24 protein-coding genes and 4 pseudogenes are annotated in these 25,670 nt (G+C 53.6%); 13 read left to right on the top strand and 15 right to left on the bottom strand.

Annotated features, from left to right (window positions below):
* Positions 1-25: 25 nt before the first annotated feature.
* The 4 genes from ACERY3_RS07770 to silA are packed head-to-tail and all read left to right on the top strand — an operon-like array spanning position 26 to position 6,194.
* Positions 26-1,411 (top strand): efflux transporter outer membrane subunit, encoded by a 1,386-nt coding sequence (locus tag ACERY3_RS07770; RefSeq protein ID WP_373225398.1) that lies wholly within the window; start codon positions 26-28, stop codon positions 1,409-1,411.
* Between the two features lie 28 nt (positions 1,412-1,439).
* Positions 1,440-1,781, top strand: a complete 342-nt coding sequence (gene cusF, locus ACERY3_RS07765) for a cation efflux system protein CusF (protein ID WP_373225397.1) — start codon at positions 1,440-1,442, stop codon at positions 1,779-1,781.
* A gap of 11 nt (positions 1,782-1,792) precedes the next feature.
* Positions 1,793-3,061 (top strand): efflux RND transporter periplasmic adaptor subunit, encoded by a 1,269-nt coding sequence (locus tag ACERY3_RS07760; RefSeq protein ID WP_373225396.1) that lies wholly within the window; start codon positions 1,793-1,795, stop codon positions 3,059-3,061.
* Entirely contained in the window at positions 3,054-6,194 is a 3,141-nt protein-coding gene (silA, locus tag ACERY3_RS07755; protein ID WP_373225558.1) for a Cu(+)/Ag(+) efflux RND transporter permease subunit SilA, read from the top strand. The genes ACERY3_RS07760 and silA overlap by 8 nt, the downstream gene beginning before the upstream one ends.
* On the opposite strand, the gene ACERY3_RS07750 is transcribed toward silA, so the two are convergent.
* Together ACERY3_RS07750 and ACERY3_RS07745 are read right to left on the bottom strand one after the other, a co-directional pair.
* Positions 6,191-6,820, bottom strand: a complete 630-nt coding sequence (locus tag ACERY3_RS07750) for a hypothetical protein (protein WP_373225395.1) — start codon at positions 6,818-6,820, stop codon at positions 6,191-6,193. The two genes, silA and ACERY3_RS07750, sit on opposite strands and share 4 nt — an antisense overlap.
* Before the next feature lie 15 nt (positions 6,821-6,835).
* Positions 6,836-7,132, bottom strand: a pseudogene (locus tag ACERY3_RS07745) (hypothetical protein); the annotation flags it as partial.
* A gap of 6 nt (positions 7,133-7,138) precedes the next feature.
* Here ACERY3_RS07745 and ACERY3_RS07740 point away from each other — a divergent pair.
* A pseudogene (locus ACERY3_RS07740) lies at positions 7,139-7,300 on the top strand (alpha/beta hydrolase); the annotation flags it as partial.
* A gap of 263 nt (positions 7,301-7,563) precedes the next feature.
* Here the strand turns inward: ACERY3_RS07740 and ACERY3_RS07735 are convergent.
* Positions 7,564-8,472 carry a LysR family transcriptional regulator gene (locus tag ACERY3_RS07735; RefSeq protein WP_058840580.1) on the bottom strand — a complete coding sequence of 303 codons (909 nt, stop codon included), beginning with the start codon at positions 8,470-8,472 and terminating at the stop codon, positions 7,564-7,566.
* Between the two features lie 94 nt (positions 8,473-8,566).
* Here ACERY3_RS07735 and ACERY3_RS07730 point away from each other — a divergent pair, with 94 nt between their 5' ends.
* From ACERY3_RS07730 to ACERY3_RS07710, 5 genes are all read left to right on the top strand, one after another.
* Entirely contained in the window at positions 8,567-9,529 is a 963-nt protein-coding gene (locus ACERY3_RS07730; protein WP_058840581.1) for an NAD-dependent epimerase/dehydratase family protein, read from the top strand.
* 75 nt (positions 9,530-9,604) lie between these two features.
* Positions 9,605-10,048, top strand: a complete 444-nt coding sequence (locus ACERY3_RS07725) for a PACE efflux transporter (protein WP_373225394.1) — start codon at positions 9,605-9,607, stop codon at positions 10,046-10,048.
* 37 nt (positions 10,049-10,085) lie between these two features.
* A complete protein-coding gene (locus ACERY3_RS07720; RefSeq protein ID WP_058840582.1) occupies positions 10,086-10,514 on the top strand; it encodes a DUF4354 family protein in 429 nt (142 codons plus the stop codon).
* A gap of 87 nt (positions 10,515-10,601) precedes the next feature.
* Complete coding sequence (locus tag ACERY3_RS07715; RefSeq protein ID WP_048981346.1) at positions 10,602-10,973, top strand: VOC family protein; 372 nt, start codon at positions 10,602-10,604, stop codon at positions 10,971-10,973.
* 149 nt (positions 10,974-11,122) lie between these two features.
* Positions 11,123-11,485, top strand: a complete 363-nt coding sequence (locus ACERY3_RS07710) for a DUF4406 domain-containing protein (RefSeq protein WP_048981347.1) — start codon at positions 11,123-11,125, stop codon at positions 11,483-11,485.
* Between the two features lie 38 nt (positions 11,486-11,523).
* Here the strand turns inward: ACERY3_RS07710 and ACERY3_RS07705 are convergent, their stop codons facing one another.
* Positions 11,524-12,297: a DeoR/GlpR family DNA-binding transcription regulator gene (locus tag ACERY3_RS07705; protein ID WP_373225557.1), complete on the bottom strand. Its 774-nt coding sequence runs from the start codon at positions 12,295-12,297 to the stop codon at positions 11,524-11,526.
* Positions 12,298-12,383: 86 nt separating this feature from the next.
* Here ACERY3_RS07705 and ACERY3_RS07700 point away from each other — a divergent pair, with 86 nt between their 5' ends.
* Positions 12,384-12,968, top strand: a complete 585-nt coding sequence (locus tag ACERY3_RS07700) for an NUDIX domain-containing protein (RefSeq protein WP_033145559.1) — start codon at positions 12,384-12,386, stop codon at positions 12,966-12,968.
* 302 nt (positions 12,969-13,270) lie between these two features.
* Positions 13,271-13,963, top strand: a complete 693-nt coding sequence (locus ACERY3_RS07695) for a LuxR family transcriptional regulator (protein WP_033145558.1) — start codon at positions 13,271-13,273, stop codon at positions 13,961-13,963.
* 14 nt (positions 13,964-13,977) lie between these two features.
* Here the strand turns inward: ACERY3_RS07695 and ACERY3_RS07690 are convergent, their stop codons facing one another.
* Positions 13,978-14,616, bottom strand: a complete 639-nt coding sequence (locus ACERY3_RS07690) for an acyl-homoserine-lactone synthase (protein ID WP_373225393.1) — start codon at positions 14,614-14,616, stop codon at positions 13,978-13,980.
* A 383-nt stretch (positions 14,617-14,999) separates the two neighbouring features.
* On the opposite strand from ACERY3_RS07690, the gene tam reads away from it, so the two are divergent.
* Positions 15,000-15,758, top strand: coding sequence for a trans-aconitate 2-methyltransferase (gene tam / locus ACERY3_RS07685; protein ID WP_126787353.1), 759 nt, complete (start codon positions 15,000-15,002; stop codon positions 15,756-15,758).
* A 4-nt stretch (positions 15,759-15,762) separates the two neighbouring features.
* Here tam and ACERY3_RS07680 read toward each other — a convergent pair whose 3' ends face one another.
* The 10 genes and pseudogenes from ACERY3_RS07680 to ACERY3_RS07635 form a co-directional block, all read right to left on the bottom strand.
* Entirely contained in the window at positions 15,763-16,953 is a 1,191-nt protein-coding gene (locus tag ACERY3_RS07680) for a cytochrome c biogenesis protein/redoxin (RefSeq protein WP_373225392.1), read from the bottom strand.
* Between the two features lie 135 nt (positions 16,954-17,088).
* Positions 17,089-18,387 carry an ATP-binding protein gene (locus ACERY3_RS07675; protein WP_373225391.1) on the bottom strand — a complete coding sequence of 433 codons (1,299 nt, stop codon included), beginning with the start codon at positions 18,385-18,387 and terminating at the stop codon, positions 17,089-17,091.
* Positions 18,384-19,124: a response regulator gene (locus ACERY3_RS07670; RefSeq protein ID WP_373225390.1), complete on the bottom strand. Its 741-nt coding sequence runs from the start codon at positions 19,122-19,124 to the stop codon at positions 18,384-18,386. The genes ACERY3_RS07675 and ACERY3_RS07670 overlap by 4 nt, the downstream gene beginning before the upstream one ends.
* A 44-nt stretch (positions 19,125-19,168) precedes the next feature.
* Positions 19,169-20,164 carry an alpha/beta fold hydrolase gene (locus ACERY3_RS07665; RefSeq protein WP_039262462.1) on the bottom strand — a complete coding sequence of 332 codons (996 nt, stop codon included), beginning with the start codon at positions 20,162-20,164 and terminating at the stop codon, positions 19,169-19,171.
* Positions 20,165-20,309: 145 nt separating this feature from the next.
* A pseudogene (locus ACERY3_RS07660) lies at positions 20,310-20,426 on the bottom strand (GNAT family N-acetyltransferase); the annotation flags it as partial.
* 7 nt (positions 20,427-20,433) lie between these two features.
* Positions 20,434-20,655: pseudogene (locus tag ACERY3_RS07655) on the bottom strand (bestrophin family ion channel); the annotation flags it as partial.
* 199 nt (positions 20,656-20,854) lie between these two features.
* Positions 20,855-22,306 carry a tagaturonate reductase gene (locus tag ACERY3_RS07650; protein ID WP_373225389.1) on the bottom strand — a complete coding sequence of 484 codons (1,452 nt, stop codon included), beginning with the start codon at positions 22,304-22,306 and terminating at the stop codon, positions 20,855-20,857.
* Between the two features lie 117 nt (positions 22,307-22,423).
* Positions 22,424-22,951 (bottom strand): N-acetyltransferase family protein, encoded by a 528-nt coding sequence (locus ACERY3_RS07645; protein ID WP_373225388.1) that lies wholly within the window; start codon positions 22,949-22,951, stop codon positions 22,424-22,426.
* 82 nt (positions 22,952-23,033) lie between these two features.
* Positions 23,034-23,999, bottom strand: a complete 966-nt coding sequence (locus ACERY3_RS07640; RefSeq protein WP_373225387.1) for a sensor domain-containing diguanylate cyclase — start codon at positions 23,997-23,999, stop codon at positions 23,034-23,036.
* 119 nt (positions 24,000-24,118) lie between these two features.
* Positions 24,119-25,558: a GGDEF domain-containing protein gene (locus ACERY3_RS07635; RefSeq protein ID WP_045888374.1), complete on the bottom strand. Its 1,440-nt coding sequence runs from the start codon at positions 25,556-25,558 to the stop codon at positions 24,119-24,121.
* Positions 25,559-25,670: the final 112 nt, after the last annotated feature.

The raw sequence follows: 25,670 nt of genomic DNA, 5'->3' as shown, positions 1-25,670 counted from the left end.
TACTCTGGACTTTATTTGAACCGTTATGTTCCTGTTAAAACGACTAAGCATCAGTACGGTATTTATTCTGGCAGGCTGCGTCTCGCTGGCCCCGGAGTACCAGCGGCCGGAGGCACCTGTCCCCCGGCAGTTTTCGCTCTCCCGTAACGGCCTGACGCCCGCGGCGGCAGGGTATCAGGATACCGGCTGGCGCAACTTTTTCGTCGACCCTCAGGTTGCCGGGCTGATTACGGAAGCCCTGAAGAACAATCGCGATCTGAAAATGGCCGCCCTGAAGGTCGAAGAGGCCCGGGCGCAGTTCAACGTGACGGATGCGGATCGCTACCCTCAGCTGAATGCCTCCTCGGGCATCACGTACAGCGGCGGGCTGAAAAGTGACAAACCCACCGCGCAGCAGTACGACGCGGGCCTTGCGCTTAGCTATGAACTCGATTTCTTCGGCAAGCTGAAGAACATGAGCGAGGCCGACCGACAAAACTTTTTCGCGAGCGAAGAGGCCCGTCGCGCGGTGCATATCCTGCTCGTCTCTAACGTTTCCCAGAGCTATTTCAACCAGCAGCTGGCGTACAAACAGCTGCGCATTGCGCGGGATACGCTGAACAATTACCGGCAGTCTTATGCATTCGTTGAGCAGCAGCTGGTGACGGGCAGTACGAACGTCCTGGCGCTGGAACAGGCCCGGGGACAGATCGAAAGCACGCAGGCAGAGATTGCCAAAAGAGAGGGGGAGCTGGCTCAGGCCAATAATGCCCTGCAGCTGGTCCTCGGCACGTATCGCGCGCTGCCGGGTGACGGCGGCATGAACGCCAGCGACGTTGCGACGGTCAAACTGCCTCCTCATCTTTCCTCCGAGATACTGCTGCAGCGCCCGGATATTATGGAGGCGGAGTATCAGCTTAAAGCGGCCGATGCGAATATCGGCGCGGCGCGCGCCGCCTTTTTCCCGTCTATTTCCCTGACCAGCGGGCTTTCAACGGGCAGCACGGAGTTGTCCAGCCTCTTTACGTCCGGGAGCGGGATGTGGAATTTTATTCCTAAAATAGAAATTCCTATTTTTAATGCGGGAAGGAATAAGGCCAACCTTAAGCTGGCCGAAATTCGCCAGCAGCAGTCGGTTGTGAATTACGAACAAAAAATTCAGTCAGCCTTCAAACAGGTTGCCGACGCGCTCGCGCTGCGTGACAGCATTAACCAGCAGCTTGCTGCACAACAGCGGTATCTGGATTCGCTCCGCATCACGCTTCAACGTGCCAGAGGGTTATATTCCAGCGGCGCGGTCAGCTATATCGAAGTGCTTGACGCGGAACGTTCTCTTTTCTCCACGCAGCAAAATATTCTCGACCTTATTTATGCCCGGCAGGTTAATGAAATTAATCTCTTCACCGCGCTCGGCGGCGGTTGGGTCGAATAATCTTATTTAATTAAACAGGAAAATAACCATGCGCAATTCACTTAAGGCCGTTGTATTTGGTGCAATCTCCATTGTGTTTTCTGCCGGCCTCCAGGCTGAAGTTCATCAGCACGAGATGATGAGTGCTGCCAGCGAAGGGACCACAGAGCAGCTCATCACCGGGACCGGCATCGTGAAGGATATTGATCTCACGAATAAAAAAGTCACGATTTCTCATGAGGCTATCCCGGCGATTGGCTGGCCCGCGATGACCATGCGTTTTACCTTTATTCAGGCTGACGAGAGTATTAATGCCTTAACAGTCGGCAGCCACGTGAATTTCTCGTTTGTTCAGCAGGGCAATCTCTCTTTACTCAAGAGCATTAAATAGCGAGACGCGGCATGGCCTCAGTAAAAATAAAATATGTTGCCGTGATAGCCAGCAGCCTTATCGCGGGAGGGCTGATATCGGTGACGGCCTGGCAGGCTCTTCATACATCTGAAAAAACGGAAAATAGCGCACCAGAAAAAAAGGTGCTTTTCTGGTATGACCCGATGAAGCCAGACGTGAAATTCGATAAGCCCGGTAAATCGCCGTTTATGGATATGGATCTGGTACCGAAATATGCGGATGAAAATGAGAATAAAAGCAGTGCCGGTATCCGTATTGACCCGACGCAGGTTCAGAACCTGGGATTAAAAACGCAAAAGGTGACGCGCGGAACGCTGAATTATGCCCAGACGATCCCGGCCAACGTCAGCTATAACGACTATCAGTTTGTCATTGTGCAGGCGCGCGCGGAAGGCTTTGTGGAAAAAGTGTACCCGCTGACGACGGGCGATAAGGTGAAGAAAGGCACGCCGCTCGTTGATATAACCATTCCTGACTGGGTAGAGGCGCAGAGCGAGTTTCTGCTGTTATCCGGCACCGGCGGAACGCCGACGCAAATCAAAGGGGTTCTGGAACGGCTTCGGCTGGCGGGTATGCCGGATGAGGATATTCAGAGGCTGCGTGCGACCCGCACTATTCAGACCCGGTTTACCATCAGGGCGCCGATCGACGGAGCGATCACGGCCTTTGATCTGCGTACCGGCATGAATATTTCCAAAGATAAGGTGGTAGCGCAAATTCAGGGGATGGATCCGGTCTGGATCGGCGCGGCAGTGCCTGAATCCATTGCTTATCTGCTGAAAGAGACCTCGCAGTTTGCGGTTTCGATACCGGCTTATCCGGATAAATCCTTCCCGGTTGAAAAATGGAGTCTTCTGCCGAGCGCGGATCAAACCACCCGTACGCTGCAGGTGCGCCTGCAGGTATCTAACAGGGATGAGCTACTGAAACCGGGCATGAACGCGTACCTGAAGCTGAATACTCAAAGCCAGGAAATGCTGCTGATCCCTTCCCAGGCCGTTATCGATACCGGTAAAGAACAGCGCGTGATTACCGTCGATGCGGACGGGAATTTTGTACCGAAAAGGATCCACGTTCTGCATGAATCTCAGCAGCAGTCCGGCATTGGTAGCGGACTGGAAGAAGGGGAGTCGGTAGTGGTCAGCGGTCTGTTCCTGATTGACTCGGAGGCCAATATTTCCGGCGCGCTGGAGCGCATGCGTCACGCTGAAGCCGCTGACGACGCGCATTCTGGCCATGAAGGAGACGATGATGATTGAATGGATTATCCGGCGGTCGGTCGCCAACCGTTTCCTGGTCATGATGGGGGCGCTGTTCCTCAGCGTCTGGGGCACATGGACGATTATTAACACGCCAGTCGATGCCTTGCCCGACCTCTCTGACGTGCAGGTGATTATCAAAACCAGCTACCCCGGCCAGGCCCCGCAGATTGTTGAAAACCAGGTCACCTATCCACTGACTACCACCATGCTGTCGGTTCCCGGCGCAAAGACCGTGCGCGGTTTTTCGCAGTTTGGCGATTCGTACGTGTACGTCATTTTTGAAGACGGCACCGATTTGTACTGGGCCCGTTCGCGCGTGCTGGAGTATCTGAACCAGGTTCAGGGCAAGCTGCCTGCCGGCGTGAGCTCTGAAATTGGTCCTGATGCCACGGGCGTGGGCTGGATATTTGAGTATGCGCTGGTGGATCGCAGCGGAAAACACGATCTCGCAGAGTTGCGCTCGCTGCAGGACTGGTTCCTGAAATTTGAATTGAAAACCATCCCGAACGTGGCTGAAGTGGCCTCCGTCGGCGGCGTGGTAAAGCAGTATCAGATCCAGGTCAATCCGTTAAAGCTGGCTCAGTACGGCATTAGCCTGCCGGAGGTTAAGCAGGCCCTTGAGTCGTCTAACCAGGAGGCGGGGGGATCGTCAGTTGAAATGGCGGAAGCGGAGTATATGGTCCGGGCCAGCGGCTATCTGCAGACGATGGATGATTTCAATAACATTGTCCTGAAAGCCGGAGAGAACGGGGTACCGATTTATCTTCGCGATGTCGCCCGCGTACAAACGGGGCCGGAAATGCGCCGCGGTATTGCCGAATTAAACGGGCAGGGGGAAGTTGCGGGTGGCGTGGTGATCCTGCGTTCGGGTAAAAATGCGCGTGAAGTCATCACGGCGGTGAAAGATAAGCTGGAGACGCTGAAGGCCAGCCTGCCGGAAGGCGTTGAGATTGTGACCACCTACGATCGCAGCCAGCTCATCGATCGGGCAATCGACAACCTGAGTTCCAAACTGCTCGAAGAGTTTATCGTGGTGGCGATTGTTTGCGCCCTGTTCCTGTGGCACGTTCGCTCTGCGCTGGTCGCGATTATCTCTCTGCCGCTTGGCCTGTGTATTGCCTTTATCGTCATGCATTTCCAGGGGCTGAACGCCAACATTATGTCGCTGGGCGGCATTGCCATTGCGGTCGGGGCGATGGTGGATGCCGCCATCGTCATGATTGAAAACGCGCACAAACGGCTCGAAGAGTGGGATCACCAGCATCCGGGAGAACAGATTGATAACGCCACCCGCTGGAAGGTGATCACCAACGCCTCTGTCGAGGTTGGCCCCGCGCTGTTTATCAGTCTGCTGATTATCACCTTATCCTTCATTCCCATCTTTACTCTTGAGGGGCAGGAAGGGCGGCTGTTTGGTCCGCTGGCCTTCACCAAAACGTACTCCATGGCGGGTGCGGCCGCGCTGGCCATCATCGTTATCCCCATCCTGATGGGATTCTGGATCCGGGGTAAGATTCCCGCCGAGACCAGTAACCCATTGAACAGGCTTCTGATTAAAGCCTACCATCCGCTACTGATTAAGGTGCTCCACTGGCCAAAAACAACCCTGCTGGTTGCGGCCTTGTCCATCTTCACGGTGATCTGGCCTCTCAGCCAGGTGGGCGGCGAGTTTTTACCGAAGATCAACGAAGGCGATCTGCTGTATATGCCGTCAACGTTGCCGGGCGTTTCTCCGGCAGAAGCGGCCGCACTGTTGCAGACCACGGACAAGTTAATCAAAACCGTGCCAGAAGTGGCCTCCGTTTTTGGTAAGACGGGTAAGGCTGAGACCGCAACGGATTCCGCGCCGCTCGAAATGGTGGAAACCACCATCCAGCTCAAACCTGAGGATCAGTGGCGTCCCGGCATGACGATTGACAAGATCGTTGACGAGCTCGACAAGACCGTTCGTTTGCCCGGCCTGGCGAACCTCTGGGTTCCGCCTATTCGTAACCGCATCGATATGCTTTCGACCGGGATCAAAAGCCCCATCGGCATCAAGGTGTCGGGTACCGTTCTGTCGGATATCGACGCCACGGCGCAGAGCATCGAGGCGGTAGCCAAAACGGTGCCGGGTGTGGTGTCAGCCCTGGCTGAACGTCTGGAGGGCGGGCGCTACATTGATGTCGATATCAACCGGGAAAAAGCCTCGCGCTACGGGATGACGGTGGGCGATGTGCAGCTGTTCGTCTCATCAGCCATCGGCGGGGCGACGGTGGGAGAAACGGTGGAAGGCGTCGCCCGGTACCCGATTAATATCCGCTATCCCCAGGACTACCGGAACAGCCCGAACGCGTTAAAGCAAATGCCGATCCTGACGCCGATGAAACAGCAGATCACGCTGGGCGATGTGGCGGATATCAACGTGGTTTCCGGCCCCACGATGCTGAAAACGGAGAATGCCCGCCCTGCGAGCTGGATTTATATTGATGCCCGCGGCAGGGATATGGTGTCGGTGGTGAACGACATTAAGACGGCCATCAGTCAGAACGTAAAGCTGAGGCCGGGTACCAGCGTGTCATTCTCCGGGCAGTTTGAGCTGCTCGAACACGCCAACAAGAAACTGAAGCTGATGGTGCCGATGACGGTGATGATCATCTTCATTCTGCTGTATCTGGCGTTCCGCCGCGTGGATGAAGCGCTGCTGATCCTGATGAGCCTGCCGTTCGCCCTGGTCGGGGGAATATGGTTCCTCTACTGGCAGGGCTTTCACATGTCTGTGGCAACCGGCACCGGCTTTATCGCTCTGGCCGGGGTGGCGGCAGAATTTGGGGTAGTCATGCTGATGTATTTGCGTCATGCCGTTGAGGCTCAGCCGGCGTTGTCCCATCGGGACACGTTCACCGAACAGGGGCTTGATGACGCCCTTTACCATGGCGCCGTGCTGCGCGTGCGGCCAAAGGCCATGACTGTCGCGGTGATCATTGCCGGTCTGCTGCCCATTCTTTGGGGAACGGGGGCAGGGTCAGAGGTCATGAGCCGGATAGCGGCACCGATGATTGGCGGGATGATCACTGCACCGCTGTTATCGCTGTTTATTATTCCTGCGGCGTACAAGTTAATCTGGCTGCGCAGGCATAAAAAATCCTAAAAAAACCCGCCAGCGATGGCGGGTTTTTTACGGGATGAACGCTTAGCGCGCTGTTTTAGCACGCGTCTGGCTGAGAAGCTTGCACCAGGCACGATATGCAGAGTAAACAGCAGCATCTTATAGAAGGCGGTGGAAAGGATACAGCTGCCGCTAAGCAGTAGCATGCCGATACTCACTAGCGCCGCGGTCAGACTGACGCCCGGAGCTGCGCTACCGCTCAGCGCGACCAGCATATAGGCTGCTGTTAATACCAGGCTTATCACCGCCAGCGTAAGGTATAACCTCACGGCGCGCATGCTGCCTTTGCCAATCATAAACATCGTCACGCCGTTAAGGCCAGCGAATAGAAGGGCGATCAGGACAACCCAGACGAATACGTGTTCCGCTGGCTGGTCGAGTCCGGCGAGTACGCCATACCCCAGCCACAGCTGAGGAATAGCGAAACTGACAATCACCCCGAGGGTACTGATCGCCGCTGGAATACCCATGGTGTGTAGACCTACAGGTTTGCCCATTTCGTCAGCCAACTCAGTCTTTAGCTGTTGCAGCTGTGTCGGGGAGGCATTGCTTATGCTGGTAGCCACCTCGTTACAGTGTTGCAGGCGGCGGAGAAAAACTTTAACCATTTGAATACTCAGCGTTTAGTTAGGCGAAAATGACTGCAACAGACCGACTGCATAGCGCCCGGACTGGACGGTGTTTTGAGGATTGCGGATCGTCCCCGTGAGTGAACTGCCCACAAAGGCCGATGCGTTGTTCACGGCACTCATCAGCTCACGTTGCAGTGATTTTTGTAATGATTCACTGGGGAAACGTTTCGGGTAGACGCCTGCGCGGATCGCTGCCTTCACGCCGGCGCTGGAAATACCTGGATTCTGCGCTTTAATGATCTCTTCCGTGATGCGCTTACGCTCAGCACGGCTCAGGCTTTGGAACCAGGCGGTAACTCGCTTTACTTCTTCAGAACGGCTTATGAAGCGGCAAATCAGCCAAAAGAGCTTCTGGTTGTTAAAGATGCCACGCATGTCGATTTATATGATCGTATGGATAAGATCCCGTTCGATAACATCACGGCATTCTTCAATAAATATCTGAATAAAAGATAACTTCCTCAGTAACCAATGCAGTGACCTTTGGGTCACTGCATTGGTGTGAGAGGGAAGGCAACTATGAGGGTTTTGACTGAACGGTTTATGGCTTATTCTCTGATGTCCATATCGCATTTAACATAATATACATTATGCGCACCAATATGGAATCAGAAGAAATCTGGCTTCTTATGGGCACGTTGGGCCTGGATGCTGATGACCTCTGATAGTGTCTTCTCACGGGCTGCTATCGTCACGCTGATCGTCTCACAGTGCATGGCTTACCGTTTTGCCCTGTTGATATAAGCCAGTAAACCCTCAGCAAGAAAATCAAACACCGTTTTGCAGGCCTGACTGTGGCGTAGATCCTCATGCATCACCAGCCATGTGTCCAGATAAAACGCAAAGAAATCAGGCATTATCCTCTGCAACGGCGGAGAAAAATCTGCCAGTTGAACCTGACACATACCGATACCGGCCCCTGCGCGTATAAGGCTTAATTGGGCAATATCACTGTCGGTCCGTACGGTAAACAGATCGCGGTTTAGCTGTGGGTATTGTTTAAGTGCCTGTAAAATAAAGGGTGTCAAATTATCGAAACCGACAAGCGTATGGGTGAATAATTCATCAATACTTTCCGGAGCACCACGTCGTGACAGATAGGCTGGCGCGGCATGCAGACCTATTTCAACCCTGCCAATCCGACGGGCAATCAGTTGCTCCTGCACCGGCGTGGCCATGCGTACGGCAATATCCGCCTCCCGATTCAGTAAATCCTGAACTCGATTAGACAGAACCAGTTCAACAGTTATTTGCGGATATGCATCCTTTATCTGTGCAATCACGGGAGGCAGAACCTCCGTTCCGATGATTTCACTGGCGGCGACGCGCACCACGCCCCGCAACCCGGTTGCACCGGAGCTGAAACTGGCAGCCGACCGCTCAATCATCATGGCCGTATTTTCCATTGCCTGCGCATGACCCCTCAGCTCAACGGCTGCATCCGTGGCCTGTAATCCCGTCTGCGAACGAGTAAATAAAACAAGCCCCAGGGCTGATTCCAGTGCCGCAATGTGGCGTCCGGCGGTTGGCTGGGTAATGGCAAGCCTGCGTGCGGCCCCTGACAGAGACCCTTCCTTCATCACGGCCAAAAAGGAGCGATACCATTCCCACGGGATATTTAGCTTCATACAAATATGCATACCTGATGGCTTATATTATGCAATTACATTTAGCCCGTGTGCTCATTAAGATGTCAAGCAGATATCCAATAAGGGTTAGACGATGAAAAGCACAAATAAGGTACTGATACTGGGCGCAACGGGTGGAATCGGTGGCGAAATTGCCCGTAAATTGATCCGTGATGAATGGGATGTTCGGGCATTGCGCCGCAGCGCTCCTCAACATGACGATCGCAACGAAAGCATGACCTGGATAAGCGGCGATGCGCAGAATGCCGAACAGGTTCAGGCAGCGGCGTCAAAATGCAGCGTGATTGTCCATGCCGTTAACCCGCCGGGGTATCGAAACTGGGAACAGCTGGTTTTGCCTATGCTGCATAACACTATCAACGCAGCGGAGCAAAACGGTGCATTAATCGTTCTGCCGGGGACGATTTATAACTACGGCCCGGATGCTTTCCCCCTCTTACGTGAGGATTCCCTTCAGGATCCGGTTACCCGAAAAGGAGCCATACGCGTGCAAATGGAAAAGGCGCTCGCAGCCTATGCACAGCGTGGCGGAAAGGTGTTGATTTTGCGGGCTGGCGACTTTTTTGGTCCCCATGCTGGCAACAACTGGTTTTCACAGGGATTAGTCAAACCGGGGCATCCACCGAAGGTCATTAAAAATCCCGGGCAAACCGGCGCAGGCCATCAGTGGGCCTATCTGCCGGATGTCGCCGAAACGCTCGCAGCACTGCTGGCGCGTCGGGATGAGCTCGAGCCGTTTGCCAGTTTCCATATGCGTGGTCATTGGGATCCTGATGGGACAGCGATGACCACAGCCATAAAGCACGTCGCGGAGCATGCCGGTATTAAGGCAAAGGTGAAGTCATTTCCATGGTGGCTGGTCTCTGCAATGAGTCCGTTTAACACCACGCTGAGTGAAATGCGGGAGATGCGCTATCTCTGGGAGCAGACAATAGAGATGGATAATTCAAAACTGATCGCCTTTTTAGGTCATGAACCGCAGACCCCTCTTACCGAGGCCGTGCGTTATACACTAGCGGGCCTGGGTTGTATTTAACATAACCTGCACGTTTAGAAAAGGTTGAAAGACATCTGATATACTTCAGCTTTTGAAAAACGCTGCCGTAAGCAAATGGAAATTGAATTAAATAAGAGTGTTAAAGAGAGAGTTTTCCACGCTGTCATTTTTGAAGTGACGGCCAACGTTATCATCGCGCTGTCACTCGCCTGGCTGATGAACGTGTCGGTACTTCAGTCAGGCTCGTTGTCCGTGATATCTGCACTTACCGCAACGGTCTGGAATTTTATTTTTAATAAGCTCTTTGATTCACTGCAGAAAAAACATCAGTTTCAACGCACATTTCTCGTTCGCGCAATCCATGCTGTTGGTTTTGAAACGGGACTTATCATCTGCTTAATCCCTGTGGCAATGGTTATGCTGAACCTGACCGTGACGGAGGCATTTTTTGTTGAGATTGGCCTGGTGCTGTTTTTCCTGCCCTATACGATGCTGTTTAACTGGCTTTACGACTACCTGCGCTGGACGTTCGTTGGTCGGAAACGTTCGGCTTTATAGCTAAGTGAATCAATGTAAAAAATGAAGAGGAAGAAAAATGCGAAGTCTCATGACTAAAGGAATTTGTCTTGCGTTAGCGCTGTCCGCCGCCGGGACGGCTCAGGCCGGTAAGAAAGAGATCCATGACGACAAGCTCACCGGGATAACCATTTTCGCTCAAAAAGAGTCTCAGGGAAGCCAATGGGACAGTACAACGGGCGAAGCAAAATATATGGTTAGCTACAAGGTTACGCTTGATAACGCGTCGGGTAAAAGTATTGAGCCGGGCAAAGATAATAAGATGTGTTTCTTCCTGTTTGATAAAAACGGGAAAACATTTATGAGCACCGGCATTGAGCTTGAAATGTTGAAAAAATACAACCCGCGGGACAACAGAACCGGATTGGTCTATTTTTCCAGCTCAAACCCTGACGTTTTAAATATGCCATTTGTCCGCTTCGGCATCGGAAAAGACTGCATAAATTGATGACTGTCACATTGACACGTTCTTTCGTATGGTCACCCCACTCTCCTTCTATACTGGTTATTTCTCCATCTCATAAAGGAAGGAACCATGTTCGATCATGTGAAATTCGGCGTCAGTGATTATGAAAAAAGTAAAACCTTCTTCCTCCATGCGCTTAAGCCGCTTGGTGTAGAACTCATCGATGAGGGCACGCCAGACTACGGTGTCGAAATGAGTTCAGGCGATGTTTCGCTCTGTCTTTTTCAGACAAATGAAAAACCTGCCCTTTTGCATCTGGCGTTTGTGGCCAACACGCGCCAGCAGGTCGATGAATTTTACCATGCCGCCCTGCGCGCCGGCGGACGTGATAACGGCGGGCCGGGGTTGAGGTCATACGGTGAAAATTACTATGCCGCGTTTGTCATCTCGCCCGATGGCCACAATATCGAGGCAGTGTGCCATGCGCCGGAAAGTCAGTAGCTCAGCCCTTCTGTCAGAAGCGATTAAATGATCTGTAATGCATCTTTTTGCACGATAATGCACGAAAGTATTTCATAACGCGGCCACAATCCCGTATGGTATCGGCAGTAAACGTGCAACTTCATGCAATAACACTGACAGAGGTACCTATGACACAACAGCTGATTTTAATTGCTGGCCCCTATCGCAGCGGAACCGAAGGCGTTCAGGCACGCATTGATGAGAATCTGGCGCGTCTCGAAAGCGCAGCACTAGCCGTTTACCAGCGGGGTCACATCCCGGTCATTGGCGAATGGATGGCTTTGCCGTTGGCAAAAGCCGCAGGATCGAAAGCGGTTGGTGATGAAATCAGTGAAGCGATGCTGTACCCCGTTGCTCACCGGCTCATAGCTAAATGTGATGCCATTTATCGTATTGCCGGTGCGTCTAAAGGTGCCGATATGGACATTGAGGTCGCCCGCAAATATGGCCTGAAGGTTTATACCGCACTTGAGAATATTCCTGAGGCTTAAGGCAGTCCGCCAGCCAGCCTGTGAGCACAGGCTGGCTATCAGAGAGTGTCACTCTCTGAGGTCAACACGACGGATACCCCCTTTTCCGATACCGCGCGGATCCACTCCTTATCGGTATTGTCTTCAACGATAATGGTGTTCACCGATGACACATCGCCAATCACAAACGAAGACGCTGTGTTGACCTTTTCCGGAGAAGCCAGGACGACCGTCTCCGCGGCTCTGCCGGAAAATGCACGTTTGATGCACGCTTCTTCGAAATCGCCGGTTGTCAGCCCCGCCTCAGGATGGATCCCGGTCACGCCCATAAAAAACAGATCTGCATGAATATTTTCGATGCCTTCGATGGCCGCAGCGCCGACCGCAACAATGGAGTGCTTATACAAGCGACCGCCGATGAGAATCACCTCGATGGACGGATGATCCACAAGCCCCAGGGCGATGCTCGGACTGTGCGTAACCACCGTGATACGCAGATCAGGAGGGAAAAACGTAATCAGCTCCGAAGTTGTCGTGCCGCCGTCAACGATCACCACCTGCCCTGATGAAATCAGCTGCGCTCCTTTCCGGGCGACCCTTTTTTTTGCATCCATCTTCACGGATTGCCGTTCAGCAAAGGGAGCAATAGCAGAAGATGACGGCAGCGCGCCGCCGTGAACGCGCTGTAAACGCCCTTCTGCCGCCAGCTCACGTAAATCACGCCTGATGGTGTCTTCAGATACGTCAAAGAGCATGCTGAGCGCTTTTGACTGGACCTGGCCTTCGGCGCCGAGCTTTTCGAGGATCAATTGTTTTCGCTGACTGGTGAGCATCATGAATTCCTGATATTGCATGTTTTATCTTGAAAATGCACGATAATGCTGTTTATGATAATTACTCTACGTAAGGAGGAACAAACGTGCAATCAAAACGTGCAGATGTGCGCATCATTGACAGTGAAACCCTGTCAGATAACTGGTACAACCTTAAAAAGTACACCTTCGACCTGCAGCGCCGTGACGGCGAATGGCAACGACAGCAACGGGAGGTCTACGACCGTGGCAACGGCGCGACTATTCTTCTCTACAACCGTGAGAAAAAAACGGTGATCCTGACGCGCCAGTTCCGCTTCCCTGTCTTTATCAACGGCCATGAGGACGATTTAATCGAAGCCGCGGCGGGACTGCTGGACAATATGGATCCCGAAAGCCGCATAAAAGCAGAAGCGGAAGAAGAGACAGGGTTTCAGGTTTCGAGCGTGCAGAAAATCTTTGAAGCCTATATGAGCCCGGGCTCCGTCACGGAAAAGCTCTATTTTTATCTTGCCGAGTATCAGCCGAAAGACAGAACCGGCGCAGGCGGCGGGATCAAGGCTGAGGGAGAAGATATCGACGTGCTGGAAATGACGCTTGAAGAGGCATTACGCGGCATTGAAACAGGCAAGATTGTCGACGGTAAAACCATCATGCTGCTTTATCATATTGCTCTTAAAGGCATTATGTAGACTGCTGGTTAAAATCCTGATTTTGAATCTGGGTCGGTACGCTTGTCCATTACTCAAATGTAAAGCGGAAAACCTCCTAAATTTTGCAGCCTACTATATTTAGTGAACTATTTCGGGATTTGACAAAATCTTCAAAAATTCGCCGAGTCATCTGCATTTACCATTAGAAATGCCACACATTGATCAGGCTACCAGTTGAGGTAGCCTGTCTTATCTGTTGGCTGGATTAAAATGCGACTCGCTACAGATAACGAAGCATATTATACTTGCTCCTCCACTCGAACAGGAGGCAAGCAACTCACGTGAAGGATACATATTACAACGACGTAGCGATCAATACGCTAATTCAGAGTGAGCTGGACGCGTTTTTTGAGGATTTCAAAGGGATCGTCTTCGCCTACGCCATTATGAACAAGAAAGATCCTTCCCAGATGCGGATAATCAATAACAGCCCCGAGTGGTTTGATATCTACCTCGACAGGAAATATCAGTTCATTGACCCTGTTATCATTCGGGCTTTGCGCTGTGTTGAAGATTTTTTCTGGGAAAGTGATGTCATTCTGTCGGATGGTTATAACCTGACGCGCATTTTCAACGAAAGCGTCCAGTATGATATCTACCAGGGACAGACTTTTCCTCTGCATGACTATCTGAATAATCTTGTCGTCTTATCCGTCATCAGTCCTAAGCACTCTGGTATTGATATAGAAAAATATCGGCCACAATTTCTAAGCTTCCTTGTTCAACTGCATCAGAAGACACTCAATCTGTATAGCCAGCATCAACAGAAAAAGAATGTTTTTCTGTCGCCACGTGAGCGACAAATCCTTAAATGGGTCAGCGCCGGGAAAACCTACGCAGAAATTTCTGTTATTTTGTCTATTGCTGAACGCACCGTTAAGTTCCATATGGGAAATGTAATGAAAAAGCTCGGTGTGAATAATGCCAGACACGCAATAAAGCTTGGAACAGAACTACGTTTACTGGACGACTGAGCCTCAGCCACTGGTTATAAGTGGCGTAAATGCTCCAGCATTTCGCGAAGCCAGTGACTGGATTTGTCTTTGCTAATAATGTCTTCAATAATGCTGATGCTGGCAGGCATATAAATATAGTAAATAACCTCCCCTTTTTCAGAAACACCGCGTTGAATAACTTCAACTTTCCAGTTCGCATGGCGAAATATGGCATACATACCGCGACTGGCTATAGCGTACATTCCATGGTATTTTTTCTTTATGCAATACATATTCATCGCAAGAAACAATGCCTTACTGGCGGGCACGCCCTGCAGACTTGCGGAGTCTCGCGTTTCTTTATCTAAAAATAAACGGCTAATTTCGCAACAGGGAACATCTGTCGGTAAAATAATGGCTTCGTCAAAATAATTGTGAAAGATTTCGCTTATCATTGTCGGATGCGTCGAGTTAATGAATCGCGCGCCGCATAACAACTCTCCCTCATACATACCCAACAAGTATGTCGTGTTTGGGTTGTCAAATTGATCCTTTTCCATATCTTCAACGCATTCAACTTTCCAGTCGAGTCGGTCCCGAAAGGTTTTTCTCCTGAGTCGGAAGAGTTCGCGGGCTAATTCTGACGGTAAATCATCGTAATCATGCAAAAAAAACTCAATAACAGAATTCATTGCTCTTATTCCTGATAATAACACCTGAAACTATTATCCCCTGTCTTTTAGGACAGCTTTCATTGTGCATGGTATTCCTTATACTTAAAAAGTACCCGGCCACTAAGTCCTCGTGAAACTCAGTGGCCAGGAGGTCAAAGACCTACGAAACACCAGGGATATATCCATTCATGATTATCTAATATTTATAGTTTCGGGTACAGAGCGTAAGAAGCACTTAGCCGATAAAATATTAAAAAACGATAATCATAAAATAATTACAATTAAAGTATTGCCCCTTAAGTATTTAAGGGGTAATATTTCCTTTTTCTATTTTTTCTCCTATTATCTCTGTTCTTACTGCTGTGCTACTCTTGCAGAAGCATGCTAAACGGAGAATCAAAATGGCCGACTGGAATCCCTCTCTTTATCTGCAGTACGGCGCGGAAAGAACGCGTCCTGCCGCTGAACTGCTCGCCAGAATTCCTCTGGATGAGGTATCCACCATCGCTGATTTAGGCTGCGGGCCGGGAAACAGCACCGCGCTGTTGAAGCATCGCTGGCCTTCGGCGCACATTACCGGGGTCGACAACTCCCCTGCAATGCTCGAGGAAGCAAGAGCCGCATTGCCAGGCTGCCATTTTGTTGAGGCCGATATCCGCCAGTACAAGCCTGGCCAGCCGCTGAGCCTGATTTATGCCAACGCTTCGCTGCAATGGGTTCCTGACCATTACGATCTCCTGCCTCATCTCGTTTCTTTACTCACGCTTAACGGCGTATTAGCGATCCAGATGCCTGACAACTGGCTTGAACCCACTCACGTAGCGATGCGTGAAGTGGCGCTGGAGCAAGACTACCCTGACCGCGGCCGTGAACCTCTCCCGGGTGTGCATGCCTACTACGATATCTTGTCCGAGGCGGGCTGTGACGTGGATATCTGGCGGACAACCTATTTCCATAAAATGAGCTCGCACCAGGCCATTATTGACTGGGTAAGCGCCACCGGCTTGCGCCCGTGGCTCCAGGAACTGAACGAGAGCGAGCAGAAACGTTTCCTGAAACGCTACCATGAACTGCTGGAAGAGCAGTATCCGCTCCAGGAAAATGGGCAGATACTGCTCGCTTTTCCGCGGCTATTTATCGTGGCGCAACGCCAGCCCTGACGGGTTATGACCGGGCTTCTTTCAGCAGCTGCTGAATGACCTTTTCCTGCTGCGCATAATCTCCTTCGCCAAAGGCGGTATAGCGTAGCTGGCCTTTGGCATCGAAATAGTAATGCGCTGGCCAGTACTGGTTCCCGAAAGCGTTCCAGATTTGATAGTTATTATCCGTCACCACCCGGTACGGCAGCTGCCATTTATTTACCGCGTTTTTCACCGAGGCGAGCGGTTTTTCCCAGGGATATTCCGGCGTGTGAACCCCAATCACAACCAGCCCCTGCGGCTGATACTTCGTGGCCCAGTCCCGCACGTGCGGGAGCGTATGCTGACAGTTAATGCAATCCCAGGTCCAGAAATCAATCAACACCACCTTCCCTCGCAGGGATTCAGACGTGACAGGGTCACCGTTAATCCAACCTGTACCCCCGCTTAATGAAGGCAGCTGGCTGCTGGGCTCTGTCATCACGACCGGCTGGAGCTTCACCGGCGCGGCTGTGGGTTTCGCCAGCGTCAGGAGTGTTGTCTCCAGACGGTCCGCAACGCCGTTTGCTCCTTTCAGAAGTGAAGTCATTCCCGTCGCGTTGAATACGACAGCCGACAGCATCGCCACGCCCGCCCCCTGCCGCAGCCTTTCCATCAGCGCCGATTTTGCTCTTAGCGGCGCCATCAGCGTGCGCCCGCCGAAAACGAGCAGGCTTAACATCAGCGCGCATCCGCTGCCGTAGGCCGCCAGCAGCGCGCCCGTCGCTATGGCCGAGTGGCCCGCGATATTAATGCTGAAAATGGCGCCCAGTATGGGACCGGCGCAGGGAGACCAGAGCAGCCCCACCGCGAGCCCGGCCAGAAAAGCCGATGCCAGACCGCGCGTTTGCCCGCTTCGGGTGTTCAGGACATTTCCCGCGCTGACGGCCGGACCCGCAATACGCTGGGCGAATGACGGAAAAATTAAGGCCAGCGCGGACGTGGCCAGAATGACGAGGGCGATCCAGCGCCCGACGATGGTTGCCTCTGCTATCCACTCGCTGGCGACGGTGACGGCCATCGCCACCAGGGTGAACATCACGATCATTCCCGCGAGCAGAGCCAGAATATGTCGTCGTTGTCCCTGAAAGCCGGCGAACAGAAGTGGAATAACCGGGAGCGTACATGGACTGAGCAGGCTTATCATCCCGCCCAGAAAAGCGATTACCAGAAACATAGACACCTCACAATACAAGTCCTGCGACGCTGCAGTGAGGCTATTTCATCGTGCGGATGTGTTCAGGATATGTGTAAAAACGCAGATTTTGTCTGGCTCTGTATCACCCGGGCCGGGAGATACAAAGCCGTACAATTAACGGCGCGGTAGCGTAATGGAAACATCCAGTCCGCCTCCGGCACGGTTCGTCAGGTTGAGCTTTCCGTCCAGCTGAGCGGTGAGCTGCGCGGCAATCGCCAGTCCGAGTCCTGTTCCGCCGGTATCGCGGTTGCGCGATGTTTCCACCCGGTAAAACGGCTGTAATACCGCCTCAAGCTCGTCATCGGGTATTCCCGGTCCGCCGTCAGTGATGTGAATCACCACCTCTGCGGAAGACGAATTATCAATGGCAATAACGGCATACCCACCGAACTTAAGGGCGTTATCCAGCAGGTTGGTCATCACCCGACGAAGCGCCTGCGGACGCGTAACGATCGGCAAGCGGGTATCGTTTGCCTGAAGCTGCACGTTTTTACCGATGTCCTGGTAATCGCAGGCGATGCTGTTGACCCAGGCGTTCAGCTCCAGCTTCAGCGGGGTCTCTTCCAGGGATTCTGATGACCGGGCATACGCAATACCCTCGCGAACAAGACGCGTCATGCTATCGAGATCGTTCAGGAGCTTGTCGCGAAGCTCAGGTTCCCCTGCCATCTCGACGCGCAGCTTCATGCGGGTAATCGGCGTCTGAAGATCGTGAGAAATGGACGCCAGGATCTGCGCGCGCTCCCGGAGATAAGACTGAATGCGCGCCTGCATCGCGTTGAAGGCATGCGCTGCACTCTGCACCTCCAGCGGCCCTTTCTCCGTCATTGGCGTGCTGGCCGCCGGATCCAGCGAATCCACCGCGCGGGTAAATTGTGAAAAAGGCCGCACCACCTGCCGCACGGCAATCCAGGCGCACGCAGCCAGCAACAGCAGCTGCAGGATCAGCACTACGGGCAGCCAGCTGGCGACCGGCGGCATGCGTGGGATCAGGTCAATGGTCAGCGGCGCGCCGTCGCGTAACGTCAGATGCGCCTGGATGTGTGAAACGGCACCGGGAACGGCGGTGAAGCTGAGCGGGTACTGTGACGCAAGCGTCGCTTTTAAGGTTCGGATGGCGTCCTGCGAACGCTTATCCGTCGGCGCGTTGCCGGGCTCTCCTGGCCCCAGAATATAGCGGTAGTTGCCCCGTTCAAGCCTCGGCAGCCAGGCCGCGCGTTCGCTGGCCGGTAAGCGGTCTAAAATGGCGACGCTGGTTGCGACGTCGTTTTCCAGATTACCGAGCATCACCGTTCTGGCGCTGTGCATTCGTTCAATCATGACCAGCGTCAGGCTCAGGGCGTTGGCCAGCAGCAGGCCGGACAGCACGACGAGCAGCAGGCGGGCCAGCAGCGAGCGTGGCCAGAGCGTCATTCGTTAGCCTCTTTGATGGTGACCGGCATGGTAAAAACGTAGCCCTCGCTGCGCACGGTCTTGATATAGGCAGGCGTGCGGGCATCTTCGTTCAGGCGCTGGCGGACCCGGCTAACCAGCAGGTCGATTGAACGTTCAAACAGCTCGGCGTCTCGCCCCTGCGTCAGGTTGAGCAGCTGATCGCGGGTCAGCACCCGCTGAGGATGGTCAAGGAAAACGCGCAGCAGGCGATACTCCCCCCCGCTGAGCGCGACGATCACCCCTTCCGGATCGATTAAGTGACGGGCAACGGTATCGAGCTGCCATTCACCGAACATCACCAGCCGCCCGGCTTCTGTCACCTGCAAATTGGGCGGCATCGTGCGAAAACGCCGTAAAATCGCTTTGATACGCGCCAGCAGTTCCCGGGCGACAAACGGCTTCACCACGTAGTCATCCGCGCCCATCTCCAGACCCAGGATCCTGTCCGTCTCCTCGTTGCGGGCCGTCAGCATCAGAATGGGCAGATCTTTGTATTTCCCGACGCGTAACTCTCGACATAACGTAAGCCCGTCGTCGCCGGGCATCATGACATCCAGCACCACCAGGTCGATATGCTGTTTATCCAGCACGACGCGCATCTCTTTGCCGTTGGCCGCGCCCGTCGCGCGATAGCCAGACTTAACGAGATAATCGACAATCAGTTCACGAATATCCCTGTCGTCATCGACGACAAGGATATGATCAATATGCTCCACCGAAATCTCCAGACCGAAGGGTAACGTACTGAAAATAGCACATTTCAGAGCTTGTCCGCGTCAACGACGGCCTTGACGAAATCCTGCGGATCTTCCTGAGGCGGATTGTGCCCCACGGTTGCCCCGAAGGTGCGGTGCTCATATTTACCGGTAAATTTACCCGCGTAGGCCTGCGGTGCCGGATGCGGCGCGCCGTTGTTCCCGCCTTCGATGGTGATCGTTGGAACGGTGATGTTCGGCAGCGTAGCGAGTTTTTGCTCGTAGCTGTCATATTTGCGCTCGCCTTTTTCCAGCCCTAAACGCCAGCGATAGTTGCTGAGCGTCACCGCGACGTGATCCGGGTTATCGAGGGATTTGGCGCTGGCGTTGAAGACAGCATCGCTAAATTTCCAGTCAGGCGACGCCTGAGACCAGATCAAACGGGCGAAGTCATGCGTGTTTTTGGCATAGCCCTCAGCACCGCGCGCGGTGGCGAAATAGAACTGATACCACCACTGCTGTTCCGCTTTTGGCGGCAGCGGCTGCTTGCCAATCTGCTGGCTGCTGATGAGATACCCGCTCACCGACACCAGTGACTTAACGCGCTCTGGCCACAGCGCCGCAACGATATCCGCCGTACGGGCACCCCAGTCATATCCTGCAAATACCGCCTGCTTAATATTCAGGGCATCCATCAGGTTCACAATATCTTTCGCCATGGCTGAAGGCTGGCCGTTGCGCGGCGTTTTGGCTGACAGGAAGCGCGTGGTGCCGTAGCCGCGCAGAGAAGGCACAATCACCCGATAGCCTTTTGCCGCCAGCGCGGGCGCGACGTCGGCGTAGCTGTGAATATCGTACGGCCAGCCGTGCAGTAAAATAACCGGCTGGCCGTTTTTCGGGCCGATGTCGACATAACCGACATTCAGATCGCCGGCGTTAATTTGCTGCGGATGATCAAAGGCTGCCGCGAAATTTGTGCCGGTGACTTCAGCCTGACAGGACATCACGGTGCCAAGAGAAACGGTCAGTGCGAGAGTTGAGTACGCGAGTTTGCTAAACATGTTGGTATCTCCGGTTGAGTACAGTTCACGGGGATATAACAACACGGCAATGTATAGCGGATATGTGCGAAAGCGGGTTTATTGCAAGCCTGTGTATGTATCAGCGACGCAGATACAGTGTGATACAAACCCAGGCCTTGTCGCCTTAAAGGGTGATGCGATAGCGGACGTAATCGTCGGCTTGACCGTATTTGTCATAAAGTTTTCGCGCCGGGTTATTCTCCCGGGTGACCCAGTACAGTTTTGACCACCCTTCGCGCTTGCTAACAGGCGTTGTTTCTGAAACCCAGAAAGATAGCGATCGCCACGCCGAGGATGCTAAATGGCGCCACGGTAAATTTGATGCCCAGCGAGGTATACCACGGCAACATCAGGATAACGGCGATTGAAAGCAGGAAGTTGAGCAGCAGTCGGGTGTAGATTTTGGGAAGTACCGAACCGTGCCAGACAAAAATCAGTTGTAGCCAGTGCTGTTTAGGACGAACAATCATAGTGAGTTTCAGGAAGGAAAAGAGCGTGGCTATTAAACGTGATCTCCCTCACGGTTGCAAGCATGTTAACGGGACATTGAATTTTATGACCTGCTTAGCGATAACCGCACGGTGCTGCATGCGTTTTTAAAAAAGAGCACATAGTATGTTGTAACTAAACTAAGATGTAATTAAACCCGGCCGAAGCCGGGTAACGTCATTAGCAAAGGGGGTTCACCGCTGCGCGCATTCCCTTCAGGAGAATGGCGTCAAGATCCAGGGTCACCTGGTCGACAAGCCCGGTGACCTGCGTGAGATCCTGTTCCCAGTGCTCGCTCACGCACAGTACGGACTGCACCAGCTCACGGGTGCTCAACTGCTGGTCGCGATGCTGTGCCCACAGCTGCTGATAACGTTCCAGCCAGAATGCATCATCCTGCACCGGGTAGTTTTCCCCGTTACGCTCCCCGCGATAAAACGCTATCAGTGCAGCCAGCGCGAACGTCAGACGTGCAGGCAATTGTCCGCTTGCGTTCTGCCCTGCCAGCAGCTGCGGCAGGATGCGGGTGCGGTATTTGGTCATACCGTTAAGCGCGATGGAAAGCAGCTGGTGTCTGATGTAAGGGTTGCGAAAACGCCCTGTTACCGCGCTGGCGAAAGATTCCAGCTCGTCACGCGGCAGATCGAGGACCGGAATGATCTCCTGATAAATCGCTTTTTCGACAAACGCGCAGATCTCGGCATCATTCATCGCCTCGCCTACCGTCTCTAACCCAGCCTGGAATGCCACCGGCACCAGCGCCGTATGCGCGCCGTTCAGGATAGCGACTTTGCGCTCTTTGTACGGCCTGATGTCGTCGACAATCAGCACATTCAACGGGTACTTATCCAGACGAAGTTCCTGCGCAAGAGATGCCGGCCCCTGGATAACGAACAGATAGAAATGTTCAGCCGTATCCAGGAAACCATCGTGATAACCCAGCTCAGCCTCCAGCGTGGCCGCTTCGTCGCGCGGATAACCGGTCACGATACGGTCAACCAGCGTCGAGCAGAAGCTGTTTGCCTCGCTAAGCCACTGGATAAAGGCGGCAGGCAGCGCCCACTCCCGGGCATAGCGCAGGACAAGTTCACGCAGCGCATCACCATTGTAGTCAATCAGCTCGCACGGAATGATGATCCAGCCTTTATCCGCTGCACCGTTGAAGTGGCTATAACGCTCAAACAGCAGTCGCGTCAGCTTCGCCGGGTAGCTCACCGCAGGGGCATCGTCGAATCTGTCACCCGCGTGGTAGCTGATACCCGCTTCGGTGGTGTTCGAGAAAACAAAGCGCATGTCCGGATTGTGCGCCAGTTTCAGGAACGCATCATACTGGCCGTAGACGTCGATCTCCCGGTTAACCGAGCGGATAAGACGGCTCTCACTCACCGCTTTACCCTGCCCGTTCAGGCCGCGAATGATAGTGGTATAGAGACCATCCTGAGTGTTCAGCGACGGCGGGAAGTCGCTCTGAATAGGACGGACGATAACCACACCGGCGTTAAGATCGGTATGTTCATTTAGCAGGTCAATTTGCCAGTCGACAAACGCACGCAGGAAGTTGCCTTCACCAAACTGAATAATGCGTTCCGGGTATTGAGCTCCGGGAAAATCACGACGGTTCAGCGTGTTCACAAGAGGGTTCCTTTATGATTAGTCATACAGCCTGATAAGATTGGTACGATAACTTATCAAAACTTAACGACCAGAAACCCTGTTTTGATCAATCCATGGCGTAGTTGTACAAAATAATCATAAGAACTTATAGAACACGGACGTGGCCGTCATGGCGCCGTCCGGCATCAGGGCATAGCGCGGGATCTCCCCCACCTTTTGCCAGCCGGCACGCTGGTAGAACGTCTCGGCGCCGCTGCCGGTGGAGGTATCGAGCACCAGAACCGAAATATCTCTGGCCCGGGCCTCCGCTTCAAGCGCTTCCATCAAGGCCATCGCGGCACCTTTGCGGCGCGCTTTCTCGTGAACCAGCAGCTTCGCCACATCGGCGCGATGCGGCTGGTTTTCCGGCTGGTCGACGATCAGCTGCACCGTCCCGATGACGCCGTCCTGCGGGTCGATACAGGCCAGCACCAGACGCTCGTTGCGCCCTACGCTTTCAGCGATGCCGCGCCAGAACGCACGAGCCTTATCCAGACTAAAGGGAAGCATAAAGCTGACGGATGCCCCGCCGTTCACACAGTTTTCGAGGATCCCGGCCAGCGCATCAAGATAGGTGAGAATGTCGTCTCGGGTGAGGTTTTTGATTTGCAGTGAGGTATTCATTGTTTTTCCTTACGTTGAATACCGTCACTGTGCATTTAACATCTTCTTAACGCAAACGGATCGGACATACGCTTTTGTTATGTTACCGGGAGCGCTGTCGCTGCTGTTTCATGGCATACATCTTTTCATCGGCCTCTTTTAACCACTGCTGCAGGTCGTTGCCGTTATGATCGAATTCACTGAGCCCCCACGAGAAATGGAGCGACCAGGGATGTAGCTTGCGGGCGTTATAATTTTCTACCTGCTCGGCAAGATACTGCATGGCAATCCAGGCGCCCTGCTCATCCGTATCGGCGAACAGCACGGCAAACTCGTCCCCGCCAAAACGCACCAGCAGATCCGCTTCGCGGAAAGAGGCGCGCATCAGCTGCGCCATCGCTTTCAGCGCCTTATCCCCCTCTTCATGCCCGAAGCGATCGTTAATTTCCTTAAAGCGATCCAAATCCAGCCAGCCGAGCGTGAGCGGCTCAGCGCGACGCCGGGCAACGGAAAGCGTGAACCGCACGAGCTGATTAAAGCCCCGACGGTTGAATAACCCGGTTAATTCATCCGTGGTCGCCGCGCTGATGGCAGCAAATTCGTCTTCCGCCAGCGCGCCAAGGTCCCCCAGCACGGCGAGGTCGGCGGCAGAAAACTCGCGGGGGGCGTAATCAATCAGGCACAGCGAGCCAACGCTTGAGCCGTCGCGCAGGCGCAGCGGGAAGCCCGCGTAAAACCGCACGCGAGGCTCACCGGCCACCAGCGGGTTATCCGCAAAGCGATCGTCCTGAAGCATATCCCCCACCACCAGCGGCGCTTCGGTGAGGATCGTATGGCCGCAAAATGAGATATTGCGCGGAACGCTGCCCGGCGCCTGACCGTCGGCCGACTTCACGATCAGCGAATGCTCATCAATGAGATTGACCATCGCCAGCGGCACCTGGAAGAAGCGTTTTGCCAGACGCGTTAAGCGGTCAAACGCCGGGGAACTGTCGATCTCAAGCAGACCTGATTCTCGTAGCGAGTTGAGTCTGTCTGTTTCATTTTCAGGGGTTGCAGGTGCTTTCATAATGTCTCCTGACGTAAAGCGTTACTAAAAGCGTAGCTTAAACAGAGACATTGTCAGTGTTCTGACATCCTGTTAAGCCGCTTACTATTCACGTCAATGCCTTATGACGATTAACGCAGCTATGTTTCACTCCCGGAGGGCGCGGCAATCTGCTCGTCCGCCACCCGGGCGCTGGTACGGTTTCGACCCGCTTTTTTTGAACGATAGAGATGATCGTCCGCTTCGGCCATGAGCTTGTTGAAGACCTCGGTCAGCTGCCAGGACTCAGCCTTTCCGCTCCCGAGGCCAATGCTGACCGTCAGATAGAGCGTCTGGTGACGCCATGTAAAAGGATGGCCGGCAACGGTGGATCGGATACGTTCAGCCAGTTCAAAACCGTGCTGCGCGTCGCCTGAATTGACCACCACGGCGAACTCTTCCCCGCCCATGCGCGCCACCATGCCGTCTTCGCCGACGACCTGCTGAACCTGTCGGGCAAACGACGCCAGCACGCGGTCTCCGCACTCGTGGCCGTAGTTATCATTAATGCTTTTGAAATAATCAATATCCAGCAGCATGACGGTCAGAAAACGCGTGTGCCGGTACGTCTCTTCATGCTTTAACGCCTCATAAAGCCCGGAACGCGAGTAGACGTGCGTTAAAAAGTCATAATCCGCCCTCAGTGAAACCTGGCGGATCAGGGAATTAATCGCCGCCATGCTGACGGATACCATCACCGGACAGATCGCCATCGTGGCGATCCCCAGCCGGGCTGAAAACATCATTGGCGTCGTAAACGGCGTCGCCACGGCGATATTAATAATCGAGTTGGCGACCAGAATGATTTCAGTGGCCCCCGTGATAAACGTCAGCAGACAGGTGGCAGGCAATGAGTAACGCACCGCGCACCAGATAAGCGCAGGCAGAGGAAACGAGAGGCTCCCCGCGCCGCCAATCACCACCGACGCGATCACCGAGACGATCAGCGCAATTACCGGCAGCAGCTGCTCAAGACGTAGCCTGAGCTCACGCCCGGGCATGCGTAACGTGAGCATACAGGGCACAACAAGCACGCCGGTTGAGAACTGCTCGCTAAACCAGTCGGCAAACAGCGGCCAGAAGGTATGACTGTCAATCCCGACCGACCCTACCGCGCCGAGCAAGGCGCAAAGCAGCGCGGCAATCAGACAGTAGTTAAACAGGCGTAGCGCGTTAAGCGGATCGGGGGTTTTCTTCATCAGCCGCTTGTCGCGCTGAACCAGCACGGCGACGACGACGATAAAGATCATGTTAGACAGGTTAATCACCACTGAGGCCATACCCCAGTTGGTCGTTACCGCGTCGTACAACAGCATCGCGACATAACATACCGCGTAGTAATGCAGGCGATTCAGGTAAACATAGCGGGCGAATATCCCTGCCATGACGCCATTCAGCGGCCAGAACAGCGACAGGGCCTCAACGAGCCGTAATTCCGCGCCCACAAAATAGAATAAAGTGGTGAGGATGAAGATCGTCGCTGCATTTCGCAGCGGCGTATCAACCTGGAACGGCCTGAAAGCGGTAAGAGCAGAACGCATTAAATATCATTCCATATGAAAGCTTATGGCAATTATTGCGGTCGTCAGCATGATCGGGACTAACTTGGGATGCATCTATAACACAAATACCACGGGAGCATAACTCGTCAAA

Origin of the sequence: Enterobacter cloacae complex sp. ESBL7 (genome assembly GCF_041679625.1) — a bacterium.
GTDB classification, from domain to species: Bacteria; Pseudomonadota; Gammaproteobacteria; order Enterobacterales; family Enterobacteriaceae; genus Enterobacter; species Enterobacter asburiae_B.
This window is presented reverse-complemented; position numbering and strand designations above follow the sequence as displayed.

Coding starts and splice junctions, on each gene's coding strand:
- ACERY3_RS07770 (WP_373225398.1), top strand. CDS start 26: ATGTTCCTGTTAAAACGACTAAGCATCAGTACGGTATTTATTCTGGCA.
- cusF (WP_373225397.1), top strand. CDS start 1,440: ATGCGCAATTCACTTAAGGCCGTTGTATTTGGTGCAATCTCCATTGTG.
- ACERY3_RS07760 (WP_373225396.1), top strand. CDS start 1,793: ATGGCCTCAGTAAAAATAAAATATGTTGCCGTGATAGCCAGCAGCCTT.
- silA (WP_373225558.1), top strand. CDS start 3,054: ATGATTGAATGGATTATCCGGCGGTCGGTCGCCAACCGTTTCCTGGTC.
- ACERY3_RS07750 (WP_373225395.1), bottom strand. CDS start 6,820: ATGGTTAAAGTTTTTCTCCGCCGCCTGCAACACTGTAACGAGGTGGCT.
- ACERY3_RS07735 (WP_058840580.1), bottom strand. CDS start 8,472: ATGAAGCTAAATATCCCGTGGGAATGGTATCGCTCCTTTTTGGCCGTG.
- ACERY3_RS07730 (WP_058840581.1), top strand. CDS start 8,567: ATGAAAAGCACAAATAAGGTACTGATACTGGGCGCAACGGGTGGAATC.
- ACERY3_RS07725 (WP_373225394.1), top strand. CDS start 9,605: ATGGAAATTGAATTAAATAAGAGTGTTAAAGAGAGAGTTTTCCACGCT.
- ACERY3_RS07720 (WP_058840582.1), top strand. CDS start 10,086: ATGCGAAGTCTCATGACTAAAGGAATTTGTCTTGCGTTAGCGCTGTCC.
- ACERY3_RS07715 (WP_048981346.1), top strand. CDS start 10,602: ATGTTCGATCATGTGAAATTCGGCGTCAGTGATTATGAAAAAAGTAAA.
- ACERY3_RS07710 (WP_048981347.1), top strand. CDS start 11,123: ATGACACAACAGCTGATTTTAATTGCTGGCCCCTATCGCAGCGGAACC.
- ACERY3_RS07705 (WP_373225557.1), bottom strand. CDS start 12,297: ATGCTCACCAGTCAGCGAAAACAATTGATCCTCGAAAAGCTCGGCGCC.
- ACERY3_RS07690 (WP_373225393.1), bottom strand. CDS start 14,616: ATGAATTCTGTTATTGAGTTTTTTTTGCATGATTACGATGATTTACCG.
- tam (WP_126787353.1), top strand. CDS start 15,000: ATGGCCGACTGGAATCCCTCTCTTTATCTGCAGTACGGCGCGGAAAGA.
- ACERY3_RS07680 (WP_373225392.1), bottom strand. CDS start 16,953: ATGTTTCTGGTAATCGCTTTTCTGGGCGGGATGATAAGCCTGCTCAGT.
- ACERY3_RS07675 (WP_373225391.1), bottom strand. CDS start 18,387: ATGACGCTCTGGCCACGCTCGCTGCTGGCCCGCCTGCTGCTCGTCGTG.
- ACERY3_RS07665 (WP_039262462.1), bottom strand. CDS start 20,164: ATGTTTAGCAAACTCGCGTACTCAACTCTCGCACTGACCGTTTCTCTT.
- ACERY3_RS07645 (WP_373225388.1), bottom strand. CDS start 22,951: ATGAATACCTCACTGCAAATCAAAAACCTCACCCGAGACGACATTCTC.
- ACERY3_RS07640 (WP_373225387.1), bottom strand. CDS start 23,999: ATGAAAGCACCTGCAACCCCTGAAAATGAAACAGACAGACTCAACTCG.
- ACERY3_RS07635 (WP_045888374.1), bottom strand. CDS start 25,558: ATGCGTTCTGCTCTTACCGCTTTCAGGCCGTTCCAGGTTGATACGCCG.